This window comes from Pseudomonas sp. R5-89-07 (genome assembly GCF_003851685.1).
In the GTDB taxonomy this organism is placed as follows: domain Bacteria; phylum Pseudomonadota; class Gammaproteobacteria; order Pseudomonadales; family Pseudomonadaceae; genus Aquipseudomonas.
On the sequence record NZ_CP027727.1, the window covers coordinates 2,778,493 to 2,802,530 of the forward strand.

Consider the following 24,038-nt stretch of genomic DNA (forward strand, 5'->3'; position numbering starts at 1 on the left):
TTGTTATTCATCGCCCGGCTCGACGCCGGGCAAAACTGAGACTAGCATTGCAAAACCTCAGTAACGCCTAAAAAACACCTCAAAAAAACCTCAGGTAACCCGCATGCTTGAACGCGCCAAACATTTCTCCCTCAAGCAACTGGCGACCCAGGCCGGCGTCAGCAAGGCCACGGTCGACCGTGTATTGCACCAACGCGGCAGCGTGCATGCGCAAACCACGCGGCGCATCGAACAGGCGCTGGATGAATTGGAGTCGCAGGAGAAGAACGGCCTGGCGGTGGGGCGTACCTTCCATGTCGACGTGATCATGCACACCCCGCAACGGTTCAGCGCAGCGGTGCAGGCGGCAATCACCGCTCAGTTGGCCAGCCTGGCGCCGTTTCGCATCGCGCCGCGTTTTCACCTCTTCGAAGAGATCGAACCGCAGGCCATGCACGATCAATTGCTGCGCTGCCTCAGCACCGGTAGCCAGGGAGTCGTGCTCAAGGCCGCCGATGAGCCGGCGGTGAACCAGGCGGTCAAGCAACTGATTGCAGCGGGGATTCCGGTGGTGACGCTGGTCACGGACCTGCCGCAAAGCGAGCGCATTGGTTATGTCGGCATGGACAACCGCACCGCCGGCCAGACCGCCGCGTACCTGATGTCGCGCTGGCTGTCGGCGCAGCCCCAGGAGGTGGCGGTGGTCATTGGCAGCCAATTGTTTCGTGGCGAGGAAGAGCGCGAGATGGGCTTTCGCGCCTGGCTGCGCGGGCGTGCCGCGCACTTGCGAGTGCTGGATATCAGCGGCGGCTATGGCGTGTATGACCGCACCTTCGAGCGCGTCACTCTTGCGCTGAAACAGCATCCCGAGCTCAGGGCGGTCTACAGCGTCGGCGGTGGCAACCGTGCGATTGTCGACGCGTTCGCCGCGCTCGGCCGCCCATTGGAAGTGTTCATCGGCCACGACCTGGACCAGGAGAACCGCCAATTGCTGCTTGAGGAAAAAGTCGCCGCGATCATCGATCACAACCTGCAGATCGATGCGCGTCATGTATTCCTGCACATCCTGCAATACCACCGGCTCTGGAAGGCCGGGCCGATTGCGCCGTCACAGGTACAGATCGTGACACCGTTCAACCTGCCGGACTAAGTACGCCCACAACAACATCAGGAGTTCGACCATGCTACGTATCGCTGTTTTAGGTGCCGGGCGCATCGCCAAGATCCACGCGGCCAATGTCGCCGCCCATCCCAACGCCACGCTGGTGCTGGTGGCCGATCCCTGGCGCGAAGGCGTCAATGCGCTCAGCACGCAACTGGGTTGCGAGGCGGCGTACGACTGCGCCGCCGTACTGACTCGCACAGACATCGATGCCGTAGTGATTGGCACACCCACCGATACCCATATCGACCTGCTGCTGGCCGCCGTCGCCGAGGGAAAGGCGGTGCTCTGCGAAAAACCCATCGACCTCGACATCGCCAAGGCCCGCAGCGCCGCCCAAACGGTTGAGCGCCAGGGCGGCAGGGTTATGCTCGGTTTCAATCGGCGCTTCGACCCCGACATGCTGCGCCTGCGCGAGGCCCTGGATAACGGGCGGATCGGCGCCGTGCGTCAGGTGATCATCACCAGCCGCGACCCCGGCCTGGCGCCCCGTGACTACCTGAAGCATTCCGGCGGCATTCTGCGGGATATGACCATCCACGACTTGGACACCGCCCGGCATTTACTCGGCGAGGAACCGGTGCAGGTCAGCGCCTTCGCTAGCCGCTTGGTGGACCCCAGCCTGGAGCAGATCGACGACTACGACAGCGTGATGGTGTTGCTGCGCACCGCCTCGGGCAAGCAATGCCACATCAACTGTTGCCGTGAGGCGGTGTACGGCTATGACCAGCGTGTGGAGGTTTCGGGTGCCAACGGCGTGTTGCTCACCGACAATCATCGCCCAAGCACCCTTCGCCATTGGAGCGCCGACCACACAGAGGCGCTGGAGCCGCTGCAGCACTTTTTCCTGGAGCGCTATGCGGATGCCTATCGCAATGAACTGACGCAGTTTATCGACGCGCTGAACAACGGCAGTGAGCTGCCTACCGGCGTGCGTGACGGGTTGTATGCGTTACATCTGGCGGATTGCGCGTTGGAGTCGGTGAGGACGGGGAGGAGTGTGGCGGTCAATTACGGCCTTTAGCACGGAACGCGTTGGGGGGCGGGTTGGCCCGCCCCCCAACCGATCAGATGCCTTTGGTCGATGGCAGGAATATCGTCAAAATGCCCGCCAACGGCAGGAACGAGCAGATCTTGTACACGTATTCGATGCCGTGGTTATCCGCGAGCAAACCCAGCAGTGCCGCACCGATCCCGCTGAAACCGAACATCAGGCCGAAGAATATCCCGGCGATCATGCCGACATTGCCCGGCACCAGTTCCTGGGCGAACACCACGATGGCCGAAAACGCCGAGGCGATGATGAAACCGATGACCACGCTGAGCACGGCGGTCCAGAACAGGTCGACGTAGGGCAGGACAAGGGTGAACGGTGCGGCGCCGAGGATCGAGAACCAGATGACTGTCTTGCGGCCGATCCGGTCGCCAATCGGCCCGCCGGCGAAGGTGCCCACGGCCACTGCGCCGAGGAACAGGAACAGGTACATCTGGGAACTGGCGACCGACAGCTGGAATTTTTCGATCAGGTAGAACGTGAAGTAGCTGGTCAGGCTGGTCATGTACCAGTATTTGGAGAACACCAGCAGTGCCAGCACCACCAGGGCAAAGGTCACGCGTCCCTTGGACAACCCGTGGGTCGGCTTGCTGCCTTGCTTGAGCTTGAACAGGTTGAGGTGGTGGCGGTACCAGCGACTCAAGCCGTACAGCACCAGGATCGCGAACACCGCAAACAGGCCGAACCAGGCGATATGAGACTGGCCGTAGGGAATGATGATCGCCGCCGCCAGCAACGGGCCGAACGCACTGCCGGTGTTGCCGCCGACCTGGAACGTCGATTGCGCCAGGCCGTAGCGCCCGCCCGAGGCCAGGCGTGCCACGCGGGAGGTTTCCGGGTGAAACGTCGACGAGCCGACCCCCACCAGACCCGCCGCCAGCAGAATGGCCGGGAAGCTGCCGACAAACGCCAGCATCAGAATGCCGATCAAGGTACACACCATGCCGGCGGGCAACAGCCAGGGCTTGGGATGACGATCGGTGTGGTAACCGATCCAGGGTTGCAGCAGCGATGCGGTCAGTTGGAAAGTCAGGGTGATCAGGCCGACCTGGGTGAATGTCAGGCCATAGTTGGCCTTGAGCATCGGGTAGATCGATGGCAGCACGGCCTGGATCAAGTCGTTGATCAGGTGCGCCAGGGCGCAGGCGCCAAGCACACGCATGACCAGCGGGCTTATCTGGGGCGCAGTGGTTGCAGCGGTGGGTGTCGCGGTGAGGGTCGACATGCAGGCATTCCATACAAGGCAGCGAACAGGGCTAGACACTACGTGAGCGGTCAGCCCATTTCTAATTGTTTCGGGAGCTATGCTAGATTCGTCGAAAATGCCTGTCTCGCGAAATTCGGGCGCAAACCATTGCAAAAAGGGCGAAATCATCAAATCCCTCGACCAATTCCTGCATGAGATCGATGAAGGCGATTGGGCCGTCATCAGCTCGGCCACCGATTACCCGGAAAACTGGGTGATTCCCGAGCACAGCCACAACAAGCATCAACTGCTCTACGCCATCGGCGGTGTGATGGTGGTGTACTCGGCGCTGAACCAGTGGACGGTGCCGCCCAACCGTGGCTTCTGGATGCCCTGCGGGCAGGTGCATGCGCTGCGCTGCGTGGGCACCTTGAAAATGCGTAGCGTATTCGTGCGCCCGGACAGCTTTCCGAACCTGCCGACCGAGCCGAAGACGGTGACGGTTTCACCGCTGCTGAGTGAACTGATCAAGGCTTCCGTCAGCTTGAAGCCGCCTTACGCCGAGGATTCGCGTGACGCCAGGATCATGCGCCTGATCCTGGATGAGCTGGCCATCCTGCCGGCGCTGCCCTTATCCCTTCCGCAGCCCGCCGACCCGCGTATCCACCAGATCTGCCTGACCCTGCAGCAAGACCCCGGCGACGCTTCAACCGTGGCGGATTGGAGTGAGCGCCTGGACCTCGATCAAAAAACCATCCAGCGCCTGTTCCGCCGCGAAACCGGCATGACCTTCGGCCAGTGGCGCCAGCAGGCACGCTTGTTGTTGGCGTTGGAGCGCATCGCGGTGGGCGAGAAGATTATCGATGTGGCGCTCGAGTTGGGCTATGAAAGCCCCAGCGCCTTTACCAGCATGTTCAAGAAACAGTTTGGCAAGACGCCGAGTCATTTTTTCAAGTAGCGCCGCGGGTCACACCGGCACGCTGGGGGCGGCGTGACGCCAGGTACGCCAGCAAGGTGGCGACCACCAGCAATGCCGCACTCAGCTCGAACGTCGCCTGGTAGCCGCGCAGGTCGAAGGCCACGCCGCCGACCGTGGCGCCTGCGGCAATCGCCAATTGGATGATGGCGACCATCAGCCCACCGCCGGCCTCGGCGTCGTCCGGCAAGGTGCGCGACAACCAGGTCCACCAGCCCACCGGCGCGGCGGTGGCCACCAGGCCCCAGCTGCCCAGCAACACGGTGGTCATGACTGTCGAACCGCCGAACTCCACCAGCGCCAGCGCGATGCCCGCCATGATCAGCGGGATGGCTATCAGCGTCGGGTACAGGGTGTGCTTGAGGAAACGCTCAATCAGGACGGTACCCGCCAGGCCGGCCAGGCCAAGCACCAGCAGTATCAACGACAGCGTGGTCACGTCGACCCGCGTGACGCTTTCCAGGAACGGCCGCAGGTAGGTGAACAGCATGAACTGGCCCATGAAGAACACGCTCACGGCCACCATCCCCAGGGCCACCGCCGGGTTTTTCATCAAGCGCAGCACGTTGGCGGATTTGGCCTCGGCGCGGTTCTTCAGCGCAGGCAGGCTCACCAGCAGCCATACCAGTGCGATCACGGCCACCGGCACCACGCAGAAAAACGCCCCGCGCCAGCCGATGATCCCACCGAGAAAACTGCCCAGCGGCGCCGCAATCACCGTCGCCAGGGCGTTGCCGCCGTTGACGATGGCCAACGCACGCGGCACCTGGGCTTCTGGCACCAGGCGCATCGCCGTGGCCGCCGACAGCGACCAGAAGCCGCCAATCGCCACGCCGATCAACGCACGCCCGAGCATGAACACCAGGTAGTTGGGCGCGAACGCCACCACGCTGCCTGAAACAATCATCAGCAGCGTCAGCGCCATCAACAGGCGTTTGCGGTCCACCCGCGCGGCAACCGCGGCGATCACCAGGCTGGTGAGCAGGGCAAATACCCCGGACACCGAGATGCCTTGGCCGGCCTGGCCTTCGGTGATGTGCAGGTCGGCGGCCAGCGGCGTCAGCAGGCTCACCGGCATGAACTCGGAGGCGACCAGGGCGAAGGCCGCCAGCGACATGGCCAGCACGGCGCCCCAGTGTGGGGTTTGAGGAGTCTTGGACATTACTTCAAATGGCTCTGGAAGAAGGTGGTGAGCTTGGCGAACGGGATCAGGCCGACCCGGTCGTAGAGATCGACATGCCCCGCGTTCGGGATGATCAGCAATTGCTTGGGCTCGGCGGCGCGCTGGTAGGCGTCTTCGCTGAATTCGCGGGAGTGTGCGTCAGCCCCGGCAATCAGCAGCAGTGGGCGCGGTGAAATCGTCTCGATGTCGTTGAACGGGTAGAAGTTCATGAACTTCACGTTGCTGGTCAGCGTCGGCCGGGTGGTGCTCAGCTTCGAAGCGCCCGCCGGGGTGACTTCGCCACGCGGGGTGCGGTAGAAGTCGTAGAACTCATCGCCCACGGCGTTGCCGGTGAGGGTCTGCGGCGTGCCGCCGGTGTAGACGGTGTCGCCGCCCTGGAACTCGACGTAACGTTGGTTGGCCGCCTCGCGCAGGATCTGCTGGCGCTGTTGCAGGGTCACGCCGTGCTTGAGGCCGTTGCGGTTGGCCGCGCCCATGTCATACATGCTGACGGTGGCGATGGCCTTGATGCGCGGGTCGATCTTCGCCGCGCTGATCACGAAGCTGCCGCTGCCACACACGCCGATGGCGCCGATGCGTTCACGGTCGACCAGCGGGCGGGTGCCGAGGAAGTCGACGGCGGCGCTGAAGTCTTCGGTGTACATGTCTGGGAGCACAGCGTTGCGCGGCGTGCCGGCGCTTTCGCCCCAGAAGGACAAGTCCAGGGACAGCGTGACGAAGCCCTGTTCGGCCATTTTGGTGGCGTAGAGGTTGGCGCTTTGTTGGCGTACGGCACCCATCGGATGGCCGACCACAATGGCGGCGTTCTTCGAGCCGGTGGCGAGATTTTTAGGCGTGAACAACGTGCCTGCAACCTGCAGGCCGTATTGGTTGTTGAAGGTGACGTTCTCGGCCGTCACCTTGTCGCTTTTGTAGAAGTTATCGGCACCGTTGGACATATCGGCTCCTAATGAGTAAAGGGAAGTCACCAGCAAACCCAGCGCGAGCAGGAGGCGTTTCATAGGGATGTTCCTTGCGAAGTGTTCGAGCATTTTCCCGGTGGCGACGGTGCTTCTGTAGGACATTTGACCGGATTACTTGCCTGATCCTCTGAGTTTCAGGGATGGGTGACGACGCGTGGAGCTGGCGCGGGTAAAGTCTGCTCAAGAACAGTTGAGTGAAAAAACGGAAGGGCCCGCTATGACGACCCATCAAACGCCGCTGAACGCGCTGACCCAGTGCATCGCTGCTCGCGTCCCGTCGCCCGGCGACTTCCCGATGCCGATTCCCGGCCTCGGCTTCTATCGCCGCGAACAGCCGGCCGCACCGGTGGTGTGCATGGTCGAGCCGAGCATCGTACTGGTGGTACAGGGCGAGAAGCAGTTGTGGGTGGGCGGCGAGGGCTATACCTATGACACGTCGCGATTTTTGGTGACTTCGCTGGATATCCCGGCCAACTCCGAAGTGCTGGTCGCCAGCCCCGAGCAACCGTGCCTGGGGCTGATGTTCAAGCTGGACCTGCGCATGCTCGCCGAGCTGATCGCCCAGGGCGACCTGCCGCCGACCCGCGAGCGCGCCATGATGAAGGGGGTGGGCATCGGCACGGTGACCGACGGCATGCTGGCGGCGTTCGCCCGCCTGGTGGCGCTGCTCGATGAGCCTGAAGCGATACCGGTGCTGGCGCCGTTGATCCAGCGTGAAATTCATTACCGCTTGTTGAAGAGCGACCAGGCCGGCCGGCTGCGCCAGATCTGCTCGGTGGACGGGCAGGGCTACCGGATCGCCAAGGCCATCGATTGGCTGAAATTGAATTTCGATAGCGCACTGCGCGTGGAAGAACTGGCCGCACGCGTGCAGATGAGCGCGGCAACCTTTCATCATCACTTCCGGCAACTGACCTCGATGAGCCCGTTGCAATATCAGAAGTGGCTGCGCTTGAACGAGGCACGACGCTTGATGTTGAACGAGCACCAGGACGTGTCCAGTGCTGCGTTCAAGGTCGGCTATGAAAGCCCGTCGCAGTTCAGCCGCGAGTACAGTCGGCTGTTTGGCGTGCCACCCAAGCGCGACATGGCCGCGCTGCGGGGCAGGGTGTAATACCAAGGTTTTTTGTAGGAGCGAGCGTGCTCGCGAAGAACTCAGCCCTCCCGCTTTTATTCAGAATGAACGCGTTGCCTGGACGTTTTTCGCGAGCAAGCTCGCTCCTACATGACTGGGCGGGTGTCAGTGGTCTGCCGGGGCCAGGTTAGCGTAGAAGATGCAGCCGATCAGCCGCGCGAACAGGCTCAGGGTTTCCGGCAGGTTGGGGTCGTCGAACAGCATCGCACGCGAATCCAGCGCGCACAGCGCACCGAACAGGCGCCCGTCGGGCAGGAAGATCGGCGCGCCGGCATAACTCTCGATGGCGTACTGCTTGACCACCGGGCGTGAGGCAAAGCGGCCGTCATGGCTGATCTGCGGCACGAACAAGGCTTGCGGGTCGATGCAGAACTCACTGCACAAGGTGGTTTCCAGGTCGAGTACGTCATCGACGTGGATACCCATTTGCATCGGGTCGTAGGCGGAGCAGACCACCCATTCCAGGTCGGTGAATTTGGCGATGCCGGCAAAACGCATCCCGGTCAGGCGGGTGACCAGTTTAAGGATGTTGGTGGTTGCTTCGATTTCTGCGATGGCGGCGCGTTCTTCGGCGCTCAGTAACGATTGGGCAGGGGTGACGCTTGAAACCATGTGAACACTCCAATGGCGTGGCCGCAGGCAGCGACCACGCACAGTCAGGCTTAGTTAATCCGTGGGTGCTGTTGCACCAGGTTCTCGCGCTTGGCCTGGAGCGCGGCAATTTCGGCGTCGATGTCTTCGATCTTCTGCTCGATATTGTCGTGGTGCTCTTGCAGCAGTTCCTTGGCTTCCTCCATGTCGGAAGCCGCCGGAGCCGCGCCGCGCAGCGGTTTGTTCGCAGTTTCCTTCATGGTCAGGCCAGTGACCAGGCCAACCACGGCGAACACCATCAGGTAGTAAGCGGGCATGTACAGGTCGTTGGTGCTTTCCACCAGCCAGGCCACTGCGGTTGGGGTGATACCGGCAATCAGCACCGAGACGTTGAAGGCGCTGGCCAGGGCGCTGTAGCGCAGGTGAGTCGGGAACATCGCCGGCAGCGTGGAGGCCATCACGCCGATAAAGAAGTTAAGCACAATCGCCAGGATAAGCAGGCCGCTGAAGATCAGCCCGGTCTTGCCGCTGGTAATCAGCATGAACGCCGGGATGGACAGGAACAGCAGGCCGATGCTGCCGGCGATGATGAAGGGTTTGCGGCCAACCTTATCGCTGACAAAACCAATGAACGGCTGCACGAACAGCATGCCGACCATGATCGCGATGATGATCAGCACACCGCTGTTTTCGGCGTAGTGCAGGTTGTGCGACAGGTAGCTGGGCATATACGTGAGCAGCATGTAGTAGGTCACGTTGGTGGCCGCGACGATACCAATGCAGGTCAGCAGGCTGCGCCAGTGCTTGGTGGCGATCTCTTTGAATGACACCTTGGGGCCATGGCTCAGACCTTCGCGGTCGCCCTGTTCGAGCTTGTCCACGTGTTGCTGGAATGCCGGGGTCTCTTCCAGCGCATGGCGCAGGTACAGCCCGATCATGCCCAACGGCAGTGCCAGGAAAAACGGCAGGCGCCAGCCCCAGGCTTCGAAGTCCGCCTCGCCGAGCACGGTGGAAATCAACACCACCACGCCGGCACCCAGGACGAAGCCGGCAATCGAGCCGAAGTCCAGCCAACTGCCGAGGAAGCCGCGCTTGCGGTCCGGAGCGTATTCGGCGACGAAAATCGACGCGCCGGTGTACTCGCCGCCCACCGAGAAACCCTGGGCCATTTTGCACAGCAGCAACAGGATCGGTGCCCAGATGCCGATGGATGCATAGCCGGGAATCAGGCCGATGGCGAAGGTGCTCAGGGACATGATCACGATAGTGGCGGCCAGGACTTTCTGCCGCCCGTACTTGTCACCCAGTGCGCCGAAGAACAGGCCGCCCAGTGGACGAATCAGGAAGGGTACGGAAAAGGTGGCCAGTGCAGCGATCATTTGTACGCTGGGGGACGCGTCGGGGAAGAACACCTTGCCCAGCACATAGGCGACAAACCCATAGACGCCAAAGTCGAACCATTCCATGGCATTGCCCAATGCGGCGGCGGTGATCGCCTTGCGCATCTTGTTGTCGTCGACAATGGTGATGTCGTTCAAACCGATGGGTTTGACGCGTTTCTTACGTAATTTCATGCGGGCCACTCTAGAAGCTGAACGGGGAGGTGCCATCGCCGCGATGGCACCGCTCTGTCACTTCAGATACAAGCGGACACGAAATAATTCACCCACTGGGCTATTTTTTCTCGAATTAACCAAAATGTCCTTAATTCAAATGTGGGAGGGGGCTTGCCCCCGATGGCGGTGTACCAGTCAGCCTATTTGAAGCTGACCCACCACTATCGGGGGCAAGCCCCCTCCCACATTGTCCAGCTGTGTGCCTGCAGAGGCGGGGACTTACTGGTTAGACTTATGCGGCCAATAGGGAGGTCATCTGATGCCAAACAACCACTCACGCCTCATCTACCGCCAACCACAGCCTGCTGACGTCGGGCGCTTATTCGCCATCTTCGGCGACCCGCAGACCAATCTATTCAATCCTTCCGGCCCTATGGTCAGTATCGATGACGCCCAGCGCCTGCTGGAGCGTTGGCTGGATCAATGGTCTGCCTTGGGCTATGGATGGTGGGCGATTGCGCGGCGCGAGGCGCCCGAGCACATCATCGGTTTTGGCGGCATTGCACCGCTCAACTACCTGACAGTGCCGCGCATCAACCTCGGTTATCGCTTCGCGGTCGAGGCCTGGGGGCAGGGCTATGCCACCGAGGTGGGGCGCGACGCCTTGGTGCTGGCGTTTGACACACTGGGTTTGCCGGAGGTCTTCGGGCTGGTTCGACCGGACCATGCCGCCTCTATCCGAGTACTGGAGAAGATCGGCATGCAGCCATTCGGGGTGCTGGATGATGTGCCCGGTAAAGCGCCAAGCCTGGTGATGCGCGCTTGTCATCCTACAACTGCTTCGGCCTGACACTTTCTACACCCTCGCAAATCCTCGCTGACAGCAATCTTTCAGATTGACACTGTTCAAACACCTCGATATAAAAGCCACAGTTGTACGACGACATATGACGTTACATATGTCCTACCTAACAAAAATAAAAAGTGATGCCATGAATCTGAACGAGCCCATCAGTGCCCATCGTGTTGGCCAGGCGGTCGGCAGCTATCGCTGGACGATCTGCGCGATGCTGTTTTTCGCCACCACCGTCAACTACCTCGACCGCCAGGTGCTCAGCCTGTTGGCCCCGCAACTCTCCACGCAATTTGGCTGGAGCAACACCGATTACGCCAACATTGCGGCGGTTTTCCAGTTCGTCTATGCGATTTCCATGCTGTTTGCCGGGCGGTTCGTCGACAAGATCGGCACCAAGGCAGCCTACGTGGTGGCCATCGGCATCTGGTCTACCGGCGCGATCATGCATGCGTTCTCGGTGCAGATGGGTGAGGGCATCGCGGCGGTCAGCAGTGCCATCGGCCTGGCGGTGATTCCGGTGTCGATTGCCGGTTTCATGTTGTCACGCGCGGTGCTGGCGATTGGCGAGGCGGGCAACTTTCCCATCGCGATCAAAGCCACGGCCGAGTACTTCCCCAAGAAAGAACGCTCCTTTGCCACCGGGATCTTCAACTCGGGCGCCAACGTCGGCGCGATCCTGGCGCCCATCTGTGTGCCGTTGATCGCCGGCATGTGGGGCTGGGAAGCAGCCTTCATGGTTATCGGCATGCTGGGCTTCATCTGGGTGGCGGTGTGGGCTGCGGTGTACGAAAAGCCGGAGCAGCAAAAGCGCCTGTCGGCCGAGGAGCTGGCCTACATTCGCAGTGACCAGACGGTGCAGCCGTTCACCCCAACCACTGCGGACGCCCCCGCGAAAAAAGTCTCGTGGTTCAAGTTGCTGACCTATCGCCAGACCTGGGCCTTTGCCTTCGGCAAGTTCATGACAGACGGCGTGTGGTGGTTCTTTCTGTTCTGGCTGCCCACTTACCTGTCGGCGCAGTACGGCATGAAGGGCGCCGATATCGTGATGCCGCTGGCCGTGCTGTACAGCATGACCATGGTCGGCAGTATCGGTGGCGGCTGGTTTCCCAGCTACTTCATGGCACGGGGCGATGCGCCCTATGATGGCCGTATGAAAGCCATGCTGGTGATCGCGCTGTTCCCGCTGGTGGTGTTGCTGGCGCAGCCGCTGGGCTACATCAGCTTCTGGGTGCCGGTATTGCTGATCGGCGTGGGCGCCTCGGCGCACCAGGCGTGGTCGTGCAATATCTTCACCACGGTGTCCGACATGTTCCCGCAGAAAACCGTCGCCTCGGTGGTGGGTATCGGCGGCATGGCCGGGGGCTTGGGCGGAGTGGTGATGACCAAGATTGGCGGTTGGGTATTCGATTACTACAAGTCCATCAATGACATCCACACCGGCTACATGATCATGTTTGCGATCTGTGCCGTGGCGTACTTGGTAGCGTGGAGCGTGATGAAGACGCTGGTGCCGCGCCACAAGGAAATTACTGACCTCTGAGTCACTGTGCCGGAGCGGGCAAGCCGCTCCGGCCGTGTCGGTTTACTGATTGCGCGTGACCCGCCAGACCGTGTTGGCCAGGTCGTCGGCGATGATCAGCGCGCCTTTGGGGTCCACCGTCACACCCACCGGACGACCACGGGTCTTGCCATCCTCGCCGCGAAAGCCCGTGGCGAAGTCCACCGGCTCACCGGCCGGCTTGCCGTTGCTGAACGGCACGAAGATCACCTTGTAGCCCACCGGGTTGTCGCGGTTCCAACTGCCGTGTTCGCCAATGAATACGCCGTCGGCGAATTTTTCGCCCATGGCCGGGATGGAAAAATCCACACCGAGTGCCGCTACGTGCGAGCCCAGGCTGTAATCGGGCTTGATCGCTGCGGCCACCTTGGCCGGGTTTTGCGGCTGCGCGCGTGGGTCGACGTTCTGGCCCCAGTAGCTGTAGGGCCAGCCGTAGAAGGCGCCTTCGCGCACCGAACTGAGGTAGTCCGGCACCAGGTCCGGGCCCAGTTCATCGCGCTCGTTGACCACGGTCCACAATTGCCCCGTGCCCGGCTGGATGCTCAGCGCGGTGGGGTTGCGCAGGCCGGTGGCGTAAGGCTTGTGCGCGCCGGTCGCGGCGTCGATCTGCCAGACCATCGCCCGGTCGATTTCCACTTCCATGCCGCGCTCGGTGATGTTGCTGTTGGAGCCGATGCCTACATACAACTGGCGTCCGTCCTCGCTCACCGCCAAGGACTTGGTCCAGTGGTGATTGATCTGCGCCGGCAGGTCAGTGAGTTTGCTCGGGGCGCCGCTGGCTTTGGTCTGGCCGTCGGTGTAGTCCAAGCGCACCAGCGCGTCCTGGTTGGCCACGTAGATTTTGCCGTCGGCGTAAGCCAGGCCATAGGGCGCGTTGAGGTTTTCGGCGAACACGGTCTTCAGTTCGTAAGTGCCGTCACCGTCGGCGTCACGCAGCAGGGTGATGCGGTTACCACTTTTGACCTTGGTGTTGCCCTCGGCCTTGATCAGGCTGGCGATCACGTCCTTGGGCTTGAGCTTGGCCGCACTGCCGCCACGGCCTTCAGCGACGAGGATGTCGCCGTTGGGCAGCACCAGGGTTTGGCGCGGGATCGCCAGGTCGGTGGCGATGGCGGTGATGCTATAGCCTTCCGGCACCTTGGGTTTCTGGTCGCCCCAGGCTGCGGGTTCGGCGATCTTCATGCTCGGCAGCAGGCTGCTTTGTTGAGCTGGCAACTTGGGGTCGGGGCCATGGACTTGGGTCTTGTCGCCTTCGCCGCCACACGCGGTGAGTAACAGCGCTGTGCTCAGCAGGGTCAATGCGGGGAGGGTTTTCATTGGGTAGCTCCCGAACGCAGGTTAGTCAGGCCGATCCACGTGGCCACCACCGCCAGCAGCGTGACGACCACCGACAGCACCAGCCCGGTCGGCATCATGGCGTAGGCATCCTTGGCATGTTGGAAAGCGTTGATCAGCCCCAACACCCAGGCGGCCAGCAACAACAGGAAGTAGGCGGCAGGGCGCCCGGCCTTGCGTTCGGCGCGCACCAGATTGACCAGGGCGAACAACAGGGCGAACCCACTGAACACCAGCGCGCCGGCGATCAGCCAGGAGGCGAAGTTGGCCCATTGAATTTGGTAGGTCTGGCCGTAGGCAATGTCGCTGAGCAGGGCGCCCAGGAACAGCGGCACGCTGCCAGCGAGCAAGGTCGCATGCAGCGGGCCCGGCGTGCGGCGATAGGCGGTGAGGGTAGTCATGAGTGGGGCAGCTCCTTATCGTTCGGCACGCCTGGTTAGACGTGCGATGACTTTGCATAGAGACTTTGCATAGAGACTTTGCATAGGAAAGGAGCGCGCTATTTGTGAGAAAGTTCACCCAGGGTTCGTATCGGGATGTTTTTCGAACCCTTGGCCACAGGACTCACCTAAGCCTGTAACCCTTTCCCTGATTGCTTATGACAGGCGTTCCCATGACCCATCCTCGCATCGGCTTTGCATGCCAGTACAAGCATCCCGAGCGGCTACCGTCCGCCAGCGCCCTGAAGCTGATCGAAGGCCCGTTCAACCCGCGCACCACCACACTGCGCTGGATGGACAGCGTCGAGCCGCAGGTGGCGCGGGATAAACTGGTCGAGGTGGTCACCCACAACCTGGCCGCGCAATTGCGCCTGCTGGCCTATGTCGCCGAACTGCCGCCGACCTTGCGTATGCTGCGCCTGAGCAGTGATCTGCTGCCGTTCTACAGCCACCCGAAAGTGGCCGCCGTGTATCAGGACCCAGCCATCGCGCGCCAATTGCAGGAAGGCTTTGCCGCCATCGGTGAGCTGGCGCGGGCATCGGATATCCGCCTGTCGTTCCATCCTGGCCAGTACTGTGTGCTGGGCTCGGAAAACCCCGGCGTGGTGGAGAACAGCCTGGCCGAGTTCGAATACCACGCCGACATGATCCGCATGATGGGCTACGGCCGCCGCTTCCAGGACCTCAAGTGCAACGTGCACATCGCCGGGCGCCTGGGCGTGGAGGGCACGCGGGCGGTGTGGTCGCGCCTGTCCGAAGTGGCGCGCAACTGCATCACCTTTGAGAATGACGAAAAGACCTACGGCCTGGACCATTGCCTGCAAGTCGCCGACCTGGCGCCGGTGGTGCTGGACATTCACCATTGCTGGATCAACGAAGACCACTACATCGACCCCGACTCGCCACGTGTCGCCCAGGTGATCGACAGCTGGCGTGGCGTCCGGCCCACCATGCATTACTCCCAGCCCCAGGAAAGCCTGCAGGCGCTGGGGTTTGACGCCGAGCACAAGCTGGAAATGGCAGCCTTGTTGAACGTGGTGTCCAAGCGCGACCTCTACGCCCACAGCGCGCAAATGTGGAACCGCTGGACCAACGACTATGCGCTGCAGTTTCTCGACCGCTTCGACATCATGCTCGAAGCCAAGGACAAGAACGTGGCCGCCCTGGCGTTCTACCGGTATTGGCAGCAACGCGCGGCTTGAAACATGGCATGCTTTACCGCCCGACAAAGGAAGCGTTCCATGGCTACCCTGCACCTGCTCTGCGGCAAGATCGCATCCGGCAAGTCTACCCTCGCCAGCAGCCTGGCCACTGATCACGCTGCCATCCTGCTCAGCGAAGACCACTGGCTGGCCACGCTGTATCCCGGGCAGATCAAGACCATCGCCGATTACCTGGCCTGTGCCCGGCAGATCCGCGGTGTGGTGGAGCCGCTGGTGATCGAGCTGCTCAAGTCGGGCGCCAATGTGGTGCTGGATTTTCCGGCCAATACCCTGGCCAATCGCGAATGGCTGCTTGGCCTGGCGCAGGCCGCCCAGGTAACGCATTGCCTGCATTACCTGGAACTGGACGACGCCGCCTGCCGTGCTCGACTGCACGCACGCAACGCCAGCGGCGAGCATGATTTCGCCGCCACCGACGCCGAATTCGACCTGATCACCCGCCACTTTTGTGTGCCCAGTGAAGAGGAGGGGTTGGTGATCGAGGTGCATCGACCGTGAGTGCTGAACGACCTATCGGTATTGACGCCAACGGCTATGTTGTCACCGTTGGTGCGGTGCCCGTGCAGCCTGAGTTCGAGCCCTTGCTGGCGGATGTGGTGGCGACGCTTTCACAGCCCGCATTCGGAATGGATGGCATTTACCTTTATGGCAGTGTCGCCCGGGGTGATGCCAATGCCGAAGCGTCCGACCTTGATCTCACCCTGATCCTGCGTGATGCCCCCGACGCGCGCATGCTCGAGCAGCTTGAGCTGGCGCGGCTGGCGCTGGAGCAGCGGCATACCTGTGTAACCAAGGTCGATTTCGATATGGGTCACCACGAACAGGCATTGGCGCCGGAGAACCACAACCGTTGGGGGTTTTGGCTCAAGCATCATTGCCGATGCCTGTGGGGCGATGACCTCGCGGTGCGGTTCGAGCCATTCAGGCCCTCCCGTGACATCGCCCTGGCGCTTAATGGTGATTTTGCCGAGGCGCTGGGCAGTTATCGTGCAGCTATTGTTCAAGCCGAGGCAGTGGAGCAGCGTCTGCGCTTACAGCGCGAAGCCGCACGCAAATTGATTCGCTCCACTCATACGCTGCGCTCACCAGAGGCATCGATGTGGCCGCAAACGCTGGAAGAGCATGTGGCAATGTTCCGGCAGCATTACCCGACAATGATCACCCAAATCGCATACTTCCTGTTCGAAGCCAGAAATCCCAGCGCCGAGCGCGAGGCGTTCCTGCTGCGTCTTGATGCATTCATTGACTGGATGACGTCACAACCGCAATAAACCCACAACCTGTGGCGAGGGAGCTTGCTCCCGCTGGGGCGCGAAGCGGCCCCGCTCTTAGCTCTAAAGAATGGGCCTGCTGCGCAGTCCCGCGGGAGCAAGCTCCCTCGCCACAGGTACGGTGTACGCCTTGGCTGACGGTTATCAGGGCCGCGGCCTGTGTCTGGATGGAACATCTGCACGCCTTTCAGGCTCTACCCCAAGAGCCCCGAAAGGACCCCATCCCATGAAAGCGCTGAAAATCGCTACCTTCAACATCAACGGCCTGCGTGCCCGGCTGCCCAACCTGCTGCATTGGCTGGCGCGCGAGCAGCCGGATATCGTCTGCCTGCAAGAACTCAAGGCGCCGGAAAGCCTGTTTCCCTTTGCTGATTTCGAAGCGGCCGGCTACGGCGCGATCTGCCTGGGCCAGGCCTCGTGGAACGGCGTGGCGATTCTCGCCAAAGATGCGCAACCGCTGGAAAGCCGGCGCGGCTTGCCCGGTGATGACAGCGACGAGCAAAGCCGTTATATCGAAGCGGCCGTGCATGGCGTGTTGGTCGGCTGCCTGTACCTGCCCAATGGCAACCCGCAACCGGGGCCGAAATTCGACTACAAACTGGCCTGGTTCGAACGCCTGATCGACTATGCCCAGGCGTTGCAAGCCAGTGATCATCCGATAGTGCTGGCGGGGGATTTCAATGTGGTGCCCACCGACCTGGACATCTATAACCCGCGCTCCTGGCTCAAGGATGCGTTGCTGCAACCCGAAAGCCGCGCCTGCTATCAGCGCCTGCTCGAACAGGGCTGGACCGACTCAGTGCGCCATCTGTACCCCGAAGAGCGGGTGTATACGTTCTGGGATTATTTCCGTCAGCACTGGCAGAAGAATTCCGGCCTGCGCATCGATCACTTGTTGCTCAACCCTGCGCTCAAGCCGTATCTGAAGGACGCGGGCGTCGACGCCTGGGTGCGCAACGAGGCGCATGCCAGCGACCATGCGCCGACGTGGATTCAGCTCGGTACGCGCAAGAAGCGTTAACTGGCCGGCGTAGTCGCGAGCAGGCGCTCGACGGCCGCAAACGCGGCATCCCGGCGCGCCTGCCAGTCGCCCCGGATCACCACCACAGGCTGGCGATGCGCATGCATCCAGTCCAGGCTGGCCTGGAAGAATGCGCGGCGATCCGCCAGTTGCGGTTGGCAGCGCTGGCCGTCGGCGCTCCATTCCACGTCTTCCGGCGACAGCAGCAGGTGCAGGTCGTAGTGACGCGCCAGCAGTTCGCGGTCGAGCCAGCCGGGGCAGTCGCCAAACAGGGTCTGGCTCCAGAGCTGGTTGGTCAGCAGGTGCGTGTCGAGGATCAGCAATTCAGGCTGCGCGGCGCGAGCGGCGTCTTCCCAGGCCAACTGGCCCTGGGCGATGGCCGGGATGTCCGCCAGGCAGGTGTCGCGCTGATGATGGTCGATGAAATAGCGCACGTATTCACCCACCATCAACCCGCCGAAGTGTGCGTGAAGTTCGGCCGCCAGCCAGCTTTTGCCGCTGGATTCAGGGCCTGCCAGTACCACCACCTTCATGCGCGCAACGCCGGGTCGGCGCGCCATTCACGCCAGCCTTGTACGGCAATCACGGTGAACAGCCCATAGAGCGCGGCGGTGAGGTAGAGGCCCTTGTAGAGGAACAGCCCGACGAAAATCACATCCACCACGATCCACAACGGCCAGCACTGCACGCGTTTTTGCGCCATCCACACCTGCGCCACCAGGCTGAAGCCGGTGAGGGCTGCATCGAGCCAGGGCTGGGCGGCGTCGGTCCAGTGGGCCATGGCGGCGCCGAGCAACAGGCTGAATACCGCGCCGATGGCCAGGCCGATCATGATTGCCGGCCAGCCCAGGCTGCTGACCTGGCGGCCTTGCTTGACCGCGCCGGCGCGGGTCCATTGCCACCAGCCGTAGAGTTGCAGCACGGCGTAGACCACCTGCAGCAGCATGTCGGAATAGAGTTTCACGTCGTAGAACACCCAGGTGTAGAGCAACACCATCACCAGGCCGATGGGCCAGCACCAGGGGTTTTGCTTGACCGTCAGCCAGACAGCGATCACCCCCAAGGCGGCGGCGAACAATTCAAGCCCGGACATGGCGGTTCCTTGGGAGAGTGGAAGAGGGCGCTGATTGTACCTACAGGTCATCCATCCTCAAACAGCAGCGTTCCCGAAGGCTGGGGATCAGTCGCTATCGGCGGTGATTGACCCATTGCTATCGGGGGCAAGCCCCCTCCCACAGGGGATCTTCATTGTTCATGAAGTGGCTGCTTGCACACGAAACCGAATCAACATGTGGGAGGGGGCTTGCCCCCGATGGCGGTGGTTCAGTCATCTGCAATCTCTACTGACCCACCGCTATCGCAAGTCCATCCCAACGTCAGACTTTGAATTGGCGCAGTAGCCCATCAAGCTGCTCACTCAAGCCGCGCAATTGTGCGCTCGCCACACTCGACTGCTCGGCCGCCAGCGCGGTGCTGTGGGACAAACCCGCCGCCTGGGTGACGTTCTGGTTGATGTCTTCCACCACATGGGCCTGTTGCAGGGTGGCACTGGCAATCGAGGCGTTCAGGCCGTTGAGGTTTTGCAGCGCCTGGCCGATGGCATTGAGGCTGGCGCCGGCCAGGCCGGCTTGTTCGATGGTCAGTTGCGAAGCGCTGTGGCTGTCGCTGATCACCTTCACCGCCGCTTCCGAATGGCCCTGCAGGCGCTCGATCATCGTCTGGATTTCAGCGGTGGACTTCTGCGTGCGCTGGGCCAGCAAGCGCACTTCGTCGGCCACCACGGCAAAGCCACGCCCCTGCTCGCCGGCGCGGGCGGCCTCGATGGCCGCGTTGAGGGCAAGCAAGTTGGTCTGGTCGGCAATGGAACGAATCACTTCCAGTACGCCGCCGATCTGTGTGCTTTCACTGGACAGGGTACGGATCACCTCAACGGCCTGGCTGATGGTGCTGGAAAGCTGGTCGATCTGCTGCAGACTGCTGTCGATGTTGACCTGGCCTTGTTGCGCCTGAGCCTGGGCATCGCGCATTTCGCTGGCGGCGTGCTCTGCGTTCTTGGCCACGTCCTGCACGCCGTAGGTGACTTCGTTGACGGCGGTGGCCACCAGTTCCATCTGCTGCGACTGCTGCTGGCTGCGGTCGTGGGCCTGGCTGGCGTTGTGGCCCAGCTCGGTCGACGACTCTCCCAGGGCGTTGGCGCACACCTGCAATTGGCCGACCACCTGGCGCAGCTTGGCGGTGAAGGTGTTGAAGTGCTGGGACAGCAGGGTGACCTCGTCGCGCCCGTGAGTATCCAGGCTACGGGTCAGGTCACTTTCGCCGCTGGCGATATTGCCCATGGCGTTCACCGCGGCCTGCAACGGCTGCACGATGCTGCGCGCGATCAACAGCACCAGCAGGGTCATGATCAGCGCGATGCCCACGCCGATCGCCGAGGCTTTCCATACCTGGCCGGTGAATTCGGCCTGTACGTCGTCCACGTAGACGCCCGAGCCGATGATCCAGCCCCAGGGTTCAAACAGTTGGATATAGGAGGTTTTCTGCACCGGCGCATCGGCTCCCGGCTTGGGCCAGCGGTAATTGATGACGCCGGCACCCTTGGCCTTGGCCAGGATCACGAATTCATTGAACACGGCAAACCCGTCCGGGTCGCGGATCGCCGAGAGGTTCTGGCCGTCCAGCTTGGGGTTGGCCGCGTGCATGATCATCACGGGGGTGAGGTCGTTGATCCAGAAGTAATCGTCGTGGTCGTAACGCAGGCCACGCACCGCGCTCAGGGCTTGCTGTTGCGCCACTTCGCGGGTGAGCACCCCGGTTTTCTCCAGGTTCTGGTAATAGCTCAACACACCGCTGGCGGTTTGCACCACGTGCTGGGTCTGCAGGCGCTTGGCCTGGTAAAGGTCGTCATGGATCTGTTTGAGCATCAACGCGCCCAAGGTCAACAGCATCAGCACGGCGACTACCAGGATCAGCCAGAGGCGTCGGCTGATCGACATATTGCGCAAACTGTTCATCGTCCTGTCACTCCGTGCCTTTTATAATTGTGGGTGTTGCATCGACTTTTACGGCTTGTCTGATAGGCTTTCGGCCCGTAATCGAAAAACCTGAGTACTGCCTGATTTTTCACGCAATTTTTGCAGTCCGGCATTGAGAATCAACGCCGGGCGCTGCTGCGTGCTCGTTGTCAGTGAACTTTAAAAAATACTGAGAGGCACGCCAGGCGCGTGACCTTTGGAGAAAGCATGGATTTTTGGACCGCCATACAGGCATTGATTCTTGGCGTAGTCGAGGGGCTGACAGAGTTCCTGCCGATCTCCAGCACCGGCCACCAGATCATTGTCGCTGACCTGATCAACTTCGGCGGCGAGCGTTTCGAGGCCTTCAATATCATTATCCAGCTGGGCGCGATCCTCGCAGTGGTCTGGGAGTTTCGCCGCAAGATCCTCGATGTGGTCGTCGGCTTGCCTACCCAGCGCAATGCCCAGCGGTTTACCGTAAACCTGATCATCGCCGTATTGCCGGCAGTGGTCCTGGGGGTGATTTTCGCTGACCTGATCAAGCATTACCTGTTCAACCCAATCACCGTGGCCACGGCACTGGTGGTGGGTGGCGTGATCATGTTGTGGGCGGAACGTCGTCAACATGCCGTTCATGCCGAAACCGTCGACGAGATCACCTGGAAAGACGCGCTCAAGGTCGGCGTGGCCCAGTGCCTGGCCATGATCCCCGGTACTTCGCGCTCCGGGGCCACGATTATCGGCGGCCTGTTGTTCGGCCTGTCGCGCAAGACCGCCACCGAGTTTTCGTTCTTCCTGGCCATGCCGACCATGGTCGGTGCTGCGCTGTACTCGGGCTACAAATACCGCGACCTGTTCCAGCCGGCGGACCTGCCGGTGTTCGCCATTGGTTTTGTCACCTCGTTCATCTTCGCGATGATCGCGGTCAAGGGCCTGCTCAAGTTTATCGCCAACCACAGCTACGCAGCCTTTGCCTGGTACCGCATCGCGTTCGGTCTGGTGATCCTGGCGACCTGGCAATTCGGCTGGATCGACTGGACAGCGGTCAAGCCATGAATATGCAGCATCCGCGCCTGAAAGCAGTGATCTTTGTACTGCTGTGCGCCGCGCCACTGCTGGGTTCGGCGCTGCTTTGGCATCGTGGCGACACTGTCATCCCGCTGGCGGCTTACGGCGTGGTCAGCGTGATGGCGTTCTTTCTGTACTGGAGCGACAAGCGCAAGGCGCAGACCGAGGCCCGGCGCATCCCGGAAAACATCCTGCACGCGGTCGAGCTGGCGGGCGGTTGGCCGGGTGCGCTGATCGCACAGCAGGTGTTCCGGCACAAGACGCGCAAAGTGTCCTACCAGGTGCTGTTCTGGGTGATCGTGCTGCTGCATCAGGTGTTCTGGCTGGACCAGCTGTTTCTCGGCGGTACGCTGCTTTCAATCCTCTAGCAGCAACCCGACCTGTGTGCGCTTGGGCAGCTTGCTCACCACCAACTGGTGGGAGCGCTGCAACAAGCCACGCAGTTCCTCGGGCCCCAGCGGGTAGGGCGTGTTCATGATGATCCACTGCGCGCGTGCCAGGTAGGGCGCCGGGTGGATGCCCGGGCGGTCGACATGGCCGAGGAACAGTTCCTTGTCGACCTTGAACGCCAGTGAGTCGCCGCGCAGGTTCTGCAGCGCGAACATCTTGTTGCCGGCGATCGAGAACACCCGCACGCCGCCCCATTTGTAGTCTTCACGCGCGCCCGGCAGGCTCAGGCAGAATTGCGCGACTTGTGCTTCGGTCATGCTCATAACAGGCGATCTCCACAGCCCTTGAAGCCTTCTTCCAGGTAATCGATCCAGGCGCGGATAGCCGGCTGCACGCCGCGCCGGTGCGGGTACACCGCCTGCAACCAGCCGCCGGGCAGCGACCATTGCGGCAGCAGTTGCACCAGCCGGCCGCTGGCCAATTCCTCCTCGCAATACATCATCGGTAGCACCGTGAAGCCCACGCCCATGAGGGCGCTGGTCTTGCGTACGATGAAATCTTCGATTCCCAGGCGAGCCTCCATGACCAGCTCGTGGGCGTTACCCTGTGGGTCGATGATGCGTTGGTGCACCATGCGGTCTGCCTCAAGCGCGCCCATTATCGGCAACTGCTTGAGGTCTTCCAGTGTTTCGACCCGCCGATCACGCATGAACGCCGGGCTGGCCACCAGCACGGTGTGCGCCTGGCGCAAGCGCTTAGTGACCAGCAACGGGTCTTCGTCGCCCAGTTCGCGCACGCGCAGCGCGACGTCGATGCCTTCGGCCACCAGGTCGACGCGCCGGTTGACCAAGGTCATGTCCAGTTGCACCAGCGGGTGTGCAGCGAGGAATCCTGCAACCAATTCCGGCAGGATCTGTTGGGCCAGGCCTACCGGGCACGTGACCCGCAGACGCCCACGGGGCTCGCTGGACATGCTGGCCACCGCCTCATCGGCCATCTCCGCTTCCAGCAGCATCGCCTGGCAATGGCGCAGGTAGCGTTCGCCGACGGCGGTCAGGGTCAGTTGCCGGGTGGTGCGTTGCAGCAGGCGTGCGCCAAGGCGTTCTTCGAGCTCGGCAATGCGCCGCGACAGTCGCGATTTGGGGATCCCCAACAGGCGGCCGGCAGCGGCGAATCCGCCGGCTTCGACGACTTTGGCAAAATAGTAGAGGTCATTGAGGTCTTGCATGGTCAGCCTATTGTCCCGTCAGTAGGACAATCTATCGCATTGCAGGTGGCTTATCGACCATTGGTTGGGTGCGTAGCATCAACACCATCTGATCGCCCCTGACGATCCCACCTCGGAGACTCACCATGAAACTGTTGCATATCGATTCCAGCATCCTCGGCGACAACTCGGCTTCCCGTCAGCTCAGCGCCGGTGTGGTCAAGGCCTGGCAGGCCGCCGAAGCGGGCGTTGAAGTGACTTACCGTGACCTGGCCAGCGAAGGGATCAACCATTTCTCCGGCGCCACCCTGGGTGCCTTGGGCACCGCCGCCGAACTACGCGATGCCGCGCAAAAGCATGAAGCCGAACTGAGCGCGTCGTCGCTGGCTGAATTCCTCGCCGCCGATGCCGTGGTGGTGGGTGCACCGATGTACAACTTCACCATCCCGACCCAGCTCAAGGCCTGGATCGACCGCATCGCCGTCGCCGGCCAGACCTTCCGCTACACCGAAGCCGGCCCTGAAGGCCTGTGCGGCAACAAGAAGGTCATCATTGTCTCTACCGCCGGTGGCCTGCACTCCGGCCAGGCGTCGGGCGCCGCCCATGAAGGTTACCTGAAGTTGCTGTTCGGTTTCCTCGGCATCACCGATATCGAAATCGTGCGCGCTGAAGGCCTGGCCTACGGCGACGAAGTGCGCAGCAAAGCGTTGAGCGACGCCAACGTGCTTATTAACGAACAATTGTTCGCCGCTGCGTAAGGCTTATGTAAATTTGCGCCTCGCCCGGTTTCAATCTGAAGCCGGGCGCCTAAACTCTGTATTCTGGTCGCCTGAGCGCGAGCGGAGTACGGAGTTTTTTTGTTTTATGGCCC

The 24,038-nt window shown here is 61.8% G+C and carries 25 protein-coding genes; 13 read left to right on the forward strand and 12 right to left on the reverse strand.

From position 1 onward, the window contains the following. The first annotated feature begins 103 nt into the window (after nucleotides 1–103). Both C4J94_RS12645 and iolG read left to right on the forward strand, forming a co-directional pair. A complete protein-coding gene (locus C4J94_RS12645; RefSeq protein WP_124386469.1) occupies nucleotides 104–1,129 on the forward strand; it encodes a LacI family DNA-binding transcriptional regulator in 1,026 nt (341 codons plus the stop codon). A 31-nt stretch (nucleotides 1,130–1,160) separates the two neighbouring features. Then, nucleotides 1,161–2,165 carry an inositol 2-dehydrogenase gene (gene iolG / locus C4J94_RS12650; RefSeq protein WP_124386470.1) on the forward strand — a complete coding sequence of 335 codons (1,005 nt, stop codon included), beginning with the start codon at nucleotides 1,161–1,163 and terminating at the stop codon, nucleotides 2,163–2,165. A 43-nt stretch (nucleotides 2,166–2,208) separates the two neighbouring features. Here the strand turns inward: iolG and C4J94_RS12655 are convergent, their stop codons facing one another. After that, the gene (locus C4J94_RS12655) at nucleotides 2,209–3,420 is read right to left on the reverse strand and encodes an MFS transporter (RefSeq protein ID WP_124386471.1); all 1,212 of its coding nucleotides are present in this window, start codon (nucleotides 3,418–3,420) and stop codon (nucleotides 2,209–2,211) included. Nucleotides 3,421–3,517: 97 nt separating this feature from the next. On the opposite strand from C4J94_RS12655, the gene C4J94_RS12660 reads away from it, so the two are divergent. Beyond that, nucleotides 3,518–4,339 (forward strand): helix-turn-helix domain-containing protein, encoded by an 822-nt coding sequence (locus C4J94_RS12660; RefSeq protein WP_124386472.1) that lies wholly within the window; start codon nucleotides 3,518–3,520, stop codon nucleotides 4,337–4,339. Here the strand turns inward: C4J94_RS12660 and C4J94_RS12665 are convergent. After that, complete coding sequence (locus C4J94_RS12665; protein ID WP_124386473.1) at nucleotides 4,332–5,519, reverse strand: MFS transporter; 1,188 nt, start codon at nucleotides 5,517–5,519, stop codon at nucleotides 4,332–4,334. The two genes, C4J94_RS12660 and C4J94_RS12665, sit on opposite strands and share 8 nt — an antisense overlap. Beyond that, nucleotides 5,519–6,541, reverse strand: a complete 1,023-nt coding sequence (locus C4J94_RS12670) for an alpha/beta hydrolase (RefSeq protein ID WP_124386474.1) — start codon at nucleotides 6,539–6,541, stop codon at nucleotides 5,519–5,521. Before C4J94_RS12670 ends, C4J94_RS12665 begins: the two co-directional genes overlap by 1 nt. Before the next feature lie 178 nt (nucleotides 6,542–6,719). Between C4J94_RS12670 and C4J94_RS12675 the strand changes: the two genes are divergently transcribed. Then, nucleotides 6,720–7,616, forward strand: coding sequence for an AraC family transcriptional regulator (locus C4J94_RS12675; protein ID WP_124386475.1), 897 nt, complete (start codon nucleotides 6,720–6,722; stop codon nucleotides 7,614–7,616). Nucleotides 7,617–7,742: 126 nt separating this feature from the next. Here the strand turns inward: C4J94_RS12675 and C4J94_RS12680 are convergent, their stop codons facing one another. Together C4J94_RS12680 and proP are read right to left on the reverse strand one after the other, a co-directional pair. Beyond that, entirely contained in the window at nucleotides 7,743–8,249 is a 507-nt protein-coding gene (locus C4J94_RS12680; protein ID WP_124386476.1) for a GAF domain-containing protein, read from the reverse strand. 50 nt (nucleotides 8,250–8,299) lie between these two features. Continuing rightward, nucleotides 8,300–9,802, reverse strand: a complete 1,503-nt coding sequence (proP, locus tag C4J94_RS12685) for a glycine betaine/L-proline transporter ProP (RefSeq protein ID WP_124386477.1) — start codon at nucleotides 9,800–9,802, stop codon at nucleotides 8,300–8,302. Between the two features lie 301 nt (nucleotides 9,803–10,103). Between proP and C4J94_RS12690 the strand changes: the two genes are divergently transcribed. Both C4J94_RS12690 and C4J94_RS12695 read left to right on the forward strand, forming a co-directional pair. Then, complete coding sequence (locus tag C4J94_RS12690; RefSeq protein WP_124386478.1) at nucleotides 10,104–10,634, forward strand: GNAT family N-acetyltransferase; 531 nt, start codon at nucleotides 10,104–10,106, stop codon at nucleotides 10,632–10,634. A gap of 142 nt (nucleotides 10,635–10,776) precedes the next feature. Beyond that, nucleotides 10,777–12,180 carry an MFS transporter gene (locus tag C4J94_RS12695; RefSeq protein WP_124386479.1) on the forward strand — a complete coding sequence of 468 codons (1,404 nt, stop codon included), beginning with the start codon at nucleotides 10,777–10,779 and terminating at the stop codon, nucleotides 12,178–12,180. Between the two features lie 42 nt (nucleotides 12,181–12,222). Here C4J94_RS12695 and C4J94_RS12700 read toward each other — a convergent pair whose 3' ends face one another. Continuing rightward, nucleotides 12,223–13,515 (reverse strand): sorbosone dehydrogenase family protein, encoded by a 1,293-nt coding sequence (locus tag C4J94_RS12700; protein ID WP_124386480.1) that lies wholly within the window; start codon nucleotides 13,513–13,515, stop codon nucleotides 12,223–12,225. Further along, nucleotides 13,512–13,934: a DUF2231 domain-containing protein gene (locus C4J94_RS12705; RefSeq protein WP_124386481.1), complete on the reverse strand. Its 423-nt coding sequence runs from the start codon at nucleotides 13,932–13,934 to the stop codon at nucleotides 13,512–13,514. The genes C4J94_RS12700 and C4J94_RS12705 overlap by 4 nt, the downstream gene beginning before the upstream one ends. Nucleotides 13,935–14,146: 212 nt before the next feature. Between C4J94_RS12705 and uvsE the strand changes: the two genes are divergently transcribed. From uvsE to xth, 4 genes are all read left to right on the forward strand, one after another. Continuing rightward, on the forward strand, nucleotides 14,147–15,175 hold the full coding sequence (uvsE, locus tag C4J94_RS12710; protein ID WP_124386482.1) for a UV DNA damage repair endonuclease UvsE: 1,029 nt from the start codon (nucleotides 14,147–14,149) through the stop codon (nucleotides 15,173–15,175). Nucleotides 15,176–15,214: 39 nt separating this feature from the next. Further along, a complete protein-coding gene (locus C4J94_RS12715; protein WP_124386483.1) occupies nucleotides 15,215–15,694 on the forward strand; it encodes an ATP-binding protein in 480 nt (159 codons plus the stop codon). Next, entirely contained in the window at nucleotides 15,691–16,467 is a 777-nt protein-coding gene (locus C4J94_RS12720; RefSeq protein WP_124386484.1) for a nucleotidyltransferase domain-containing protein, read from the forward strand. The genes C4J94_RS12715 and C4J94_RS12720 overlap by 4 nt, the downstream gene beginning before the upstream one ends. Nucleotides 16,468–16,693: 226 nt before the next feature. Beyond that, nucleotides 16,694–17,488, forward strand: a complete 795-nt coding sequence (gene xth, locus C4J94_RS12725; RefSeq protein WP_124386485.1) for an exodeoxyribonuclease III — start codon at nucleotides 16,694–16,696, stop codon at nucleotides 17,486–17,488. Here the strand turns inward: xth and C4J94_RS12730 are convergent. The 3 genes from C4J94_RS12730 to C4J94_RS12740 form a co-directional block, all read right to left on the reverse strand. After that, on the reverse strand, nucleotides 17,485–18,021 hold the full coding sequence (locus tag C4J94_RS12730; protein ID WP_124388969.1) for an AAA family ATPase: 537 nt from the start codon (nucleotides 18,019–18,021) through the stop codon (nucleotides 17,485–17,487). The two genes, xth and C4J94_RS12730, sit on opposite strands and share 4 nt — an antisense overlap. After that, the gene (gene pnuC / locus C4J94_RS12735; RefSeq protein WP_124386486.1) at nucleotides 18,018–18,581 is read right to left on the reverse strand and encodes a nicotinamide riboside transporter PnuC; all 564 of its coding nucleotides are present in this window, start codon (nucleotides 18,579–18,581) and stop codon (nucleotides 18,018–18,020) included. The genes C4J94_RS12730 and pnuC overlap by 4 nt, the downstream gene beginning before the upstream one ends. A gap of 283 nt (nucleotides 18,582–18,864) precedes the next feature. Then, on the reverse strand, nucleotides 18,865–20,499 hold the full coding sequence (locus tag C4J94_RS12740; RefSeq protein ID WP_124386487.1) for a methyl-accepting chemotaxis protein: 1,635 nt from the start codon (nucleotides 20,497–20,499) through the stop codon (nucleotides 18,865–18,867). 228 nt (nucleotides 20,500–20,727) lie between these two features. On the opposite strand from C4J94_RS12740, the gene C4J94_RS12745 reads away from it, so the two are divergent. Continuing rightward, entirely contained in the window at nucleotides 20,728–21,558 is an 831-nt protein-coding gene (locus C4J94_RS12745; protein WP_124386488.1) for an undecaprenyl-diphosphate phosphatase, read from the forward strand. Beyond that, on the forward strand, nucleotides 21,555–21,938 hold the full coding sequence (locus C4J94_RS12750; RefSeq protein WP_124386489.1) for a DUF1294 domain-containing protein: 384 nt from the start codon (nucleotides 21,555–21,557) through the stop codon (nucleotides 21,936–21,938). The genes C4J94_RS12745 and C4J94_RS12750 overlap by 4 nt, the downstream gene beginning before the upstream one ends. Here the strand turns inward: C4J94_RS12750 and C4J94_RS12755 are convergent. Together C4J94_RS12755 and C4J94_RS12760 are read right to left on the reverse strand one after the other, a co-directional pair. Next, nucleotides 21,927–22,283 carry an MmcQ/YjbR family DNA-binding protein gene (locus tag C4J94_RS12755; protein WP_124386490.1) on the reverse strand — a complete coding sequence of 119 codons (357 nt, stop codon included), beginning with the start codon at nucleotides 22,281–22,283 and terminating at the stop codon, nucleotides 21,927–21,929. The genes C4J94_RS12750 and C4J94_RS12755 overlap by 12 nt on opposite strands. Next, nucleotides 22,280–23,188, reverse strand: a complete 909-nt coding sequence (locus tag C4J94_RS12760; protein ID WP_124386491.1) for a LysR substrate-binding domain-containing protein — start codon at nucleotides 23,186–23,188, stop codon at nucleotides 22,280–22,282. The genes C4J94_RS12755 and C4J94_RS12760 overlap by 4 nt, the downstream gene beginning before the upstream one ends. Before the next feature lie 125 nt (nucleotides 23,189–23,313). On the opposite strand from C4J94_RS12760, the gene C4J94_RS12765 reads away from it, so the two are divergent. Beyond that, nucleotides 23,314–23,925, forward strand: coding sequence for an FMN-dependent NADH-azoreductase (locus C4J94_RS12765; RefSeq protein ID WP_124386492.1), 612 nt, complete (start codon nucleotides 23,314–23,316; stop codon nucleotides 23,923–23,925). Nucleotides 23,926–24,038 lie beyond the last annotated feature (113 nt).

Coding starts and splice junctions, on each gene's coding strand:
- C4J94_RS12645 (WP_124386469.1), top strand. CDS start 104: ATGCTTGAACGCGCCAAACATTTCTCCCTCAAGCAACTGGCGACCCAG.
- iolG (WP_124386470.1), top strand. CDS start 1,161: ATGCTACGTATCGCTGTTTTAGGTGCCGGGCGCATCGCCAAGATCCAC.
- C4J94_RS12655 (WP_124386471.1), bottom strand. CDS start 3,420: ATGTCGACCCTCACCGCGACACCCACCGCTGCAACCACTGCGCCCCAG.
- C4J94_RS12660 (WP_124386472.1), top strand. CDS start 3,518: ATGCCTGTCTCGCGAAATTCGGGCGCAAACCATTGCAAAAAGGGCGAA.
- C4J94_RS12665 (WP_124386473.1), bottom strand. CDS start 5,519: ATGTCCAAGACTCCTCAAACCCCACACTGGGGCGCCGTGCTGGCCATG.
- C4J94_RS12670 (WP_124386474.1), bottom strand. CDS start 6,541: ATGAAACGCCTCCTGCTCGCGCTGGGTTTGCTGGTGACTTCCCTTTAC.
- C4J94_RS12675 (WP_124386475.1), top strand. CDS start 6,720: ATGACGACCCATCAAACGCCGCTGAACGCGCTGACCCAGTGCATCGCT.
- C4J94_RS12680 (WP_124386476.1), bottom strand. CDS start 8,249: ATGGTTTCAAGCGTCACCCCTGCCCAATCGTTACTGAGCGCCGAAGAA.
- proP (WP_124386477.1), bottom strand. CDS start 9,802: ATGAAATTACGTAAGAAACGCGTCAAACCCATCGGTTTGAACGACATC.
- C4J94_RS12690 (WP_124386478.1), top strand. CDS start 10,104: ATGCCAAACAACCACTCACGCCTCATCTACCGCCAACCACAGCCTGCT.
- C4J94_RS12695 (WP_124386479.1), top strand. CDS start 10,777: ATGAATCTGAACGAGCCCATCAGTGCCCATCGTGTTGGCCAGGCGGTC.
- C4J94_RS12700 (WP_124386480.1), bottom strand. CDS start 13,515: ATGAAAACCCTCCCCGCATTGACCCTGCTGAGCACAGCGCTGTTACTC.
- C4J94_RS12705 (WP_124386481.1), bottom strand. CDS start 13,934: ATGACTACCCTCACCGCCTATCGCCGCACGCCGGGCCCGCTGCATGCG.
- uvsE (WP_124386482.1), top strand. CDS start 14,147: ATGACCCATCCTCGCATCGGCTTTGCATGCCAGTACAAGCATCCCGAG.
- C4J94_RS12715 (WP_124386483.1), top strand. CDS start 15,215: ATGGCTACCCTGCACCTGCTCTGCGGCAAGATCGCATCCGGCAAGTCT.
- xth (WP_124386485.1), top strand. CDS start 16,694: ATGAAAGCGCTGAAAATCGCTACCTTCAACATCAACGGCCTGCGTGCC.
- C4J94_RS12730 (WP_124388969.1), bottom strand. CDS start 18,021: ATGAAGGTGGTGGTACTGGCAGGCCCTGAATCCAGCGGCAAAAGCTGG.
- pnuC (WP_124386486.1), bottom strand. CDS start 18,581: ATGTCCGGGCTTGAATTGTTCGCCGCCGCCTTGGGGGTGATCGCTGTC.
- C4J94_RS12740 (WP_124386487.1), bottom strand. CDS start 20,499: ATGAACAGTTTGCGCAATATGTCGATCAGCCGACGCCTCTGGCTGATC.
- C4J94_RS12745 (WP_124386488.1), top strand. CDS start 20,728: ATGGATTTTTGGACCGCCATACAGGCATTGATTCTTGGCGTAGTCGAG.
- C4J94_RS12750 (WP_124386489.1), top strand. CDS start 21,555: ATGAATATGCAGCATCCGCGCCTGAAAGCAGTGATCTTTGTACTGCTG.
- C4J94_RS12755 (WP_124386490.1), bottom strand. CDS start 22,283: ATGAGCATGACCGAAGCACAAGTCGCGCAATTCTGCCTGAGCCTGCCG.
- C4J94_RS12760 (WP_124386491.1), bottom strand. CDS start 23,188: ATGCAAGACCTCAATGACCTCTACTATTTTGCCAAAGTCGTCGAAGCC.
- C4J94_RS12765 (WP_124386492.1), top strand. CDS start 23,314: ATGAAACTGTTGCATATCGATTCCAGCATCCTCGGCGACAACTCGGCT.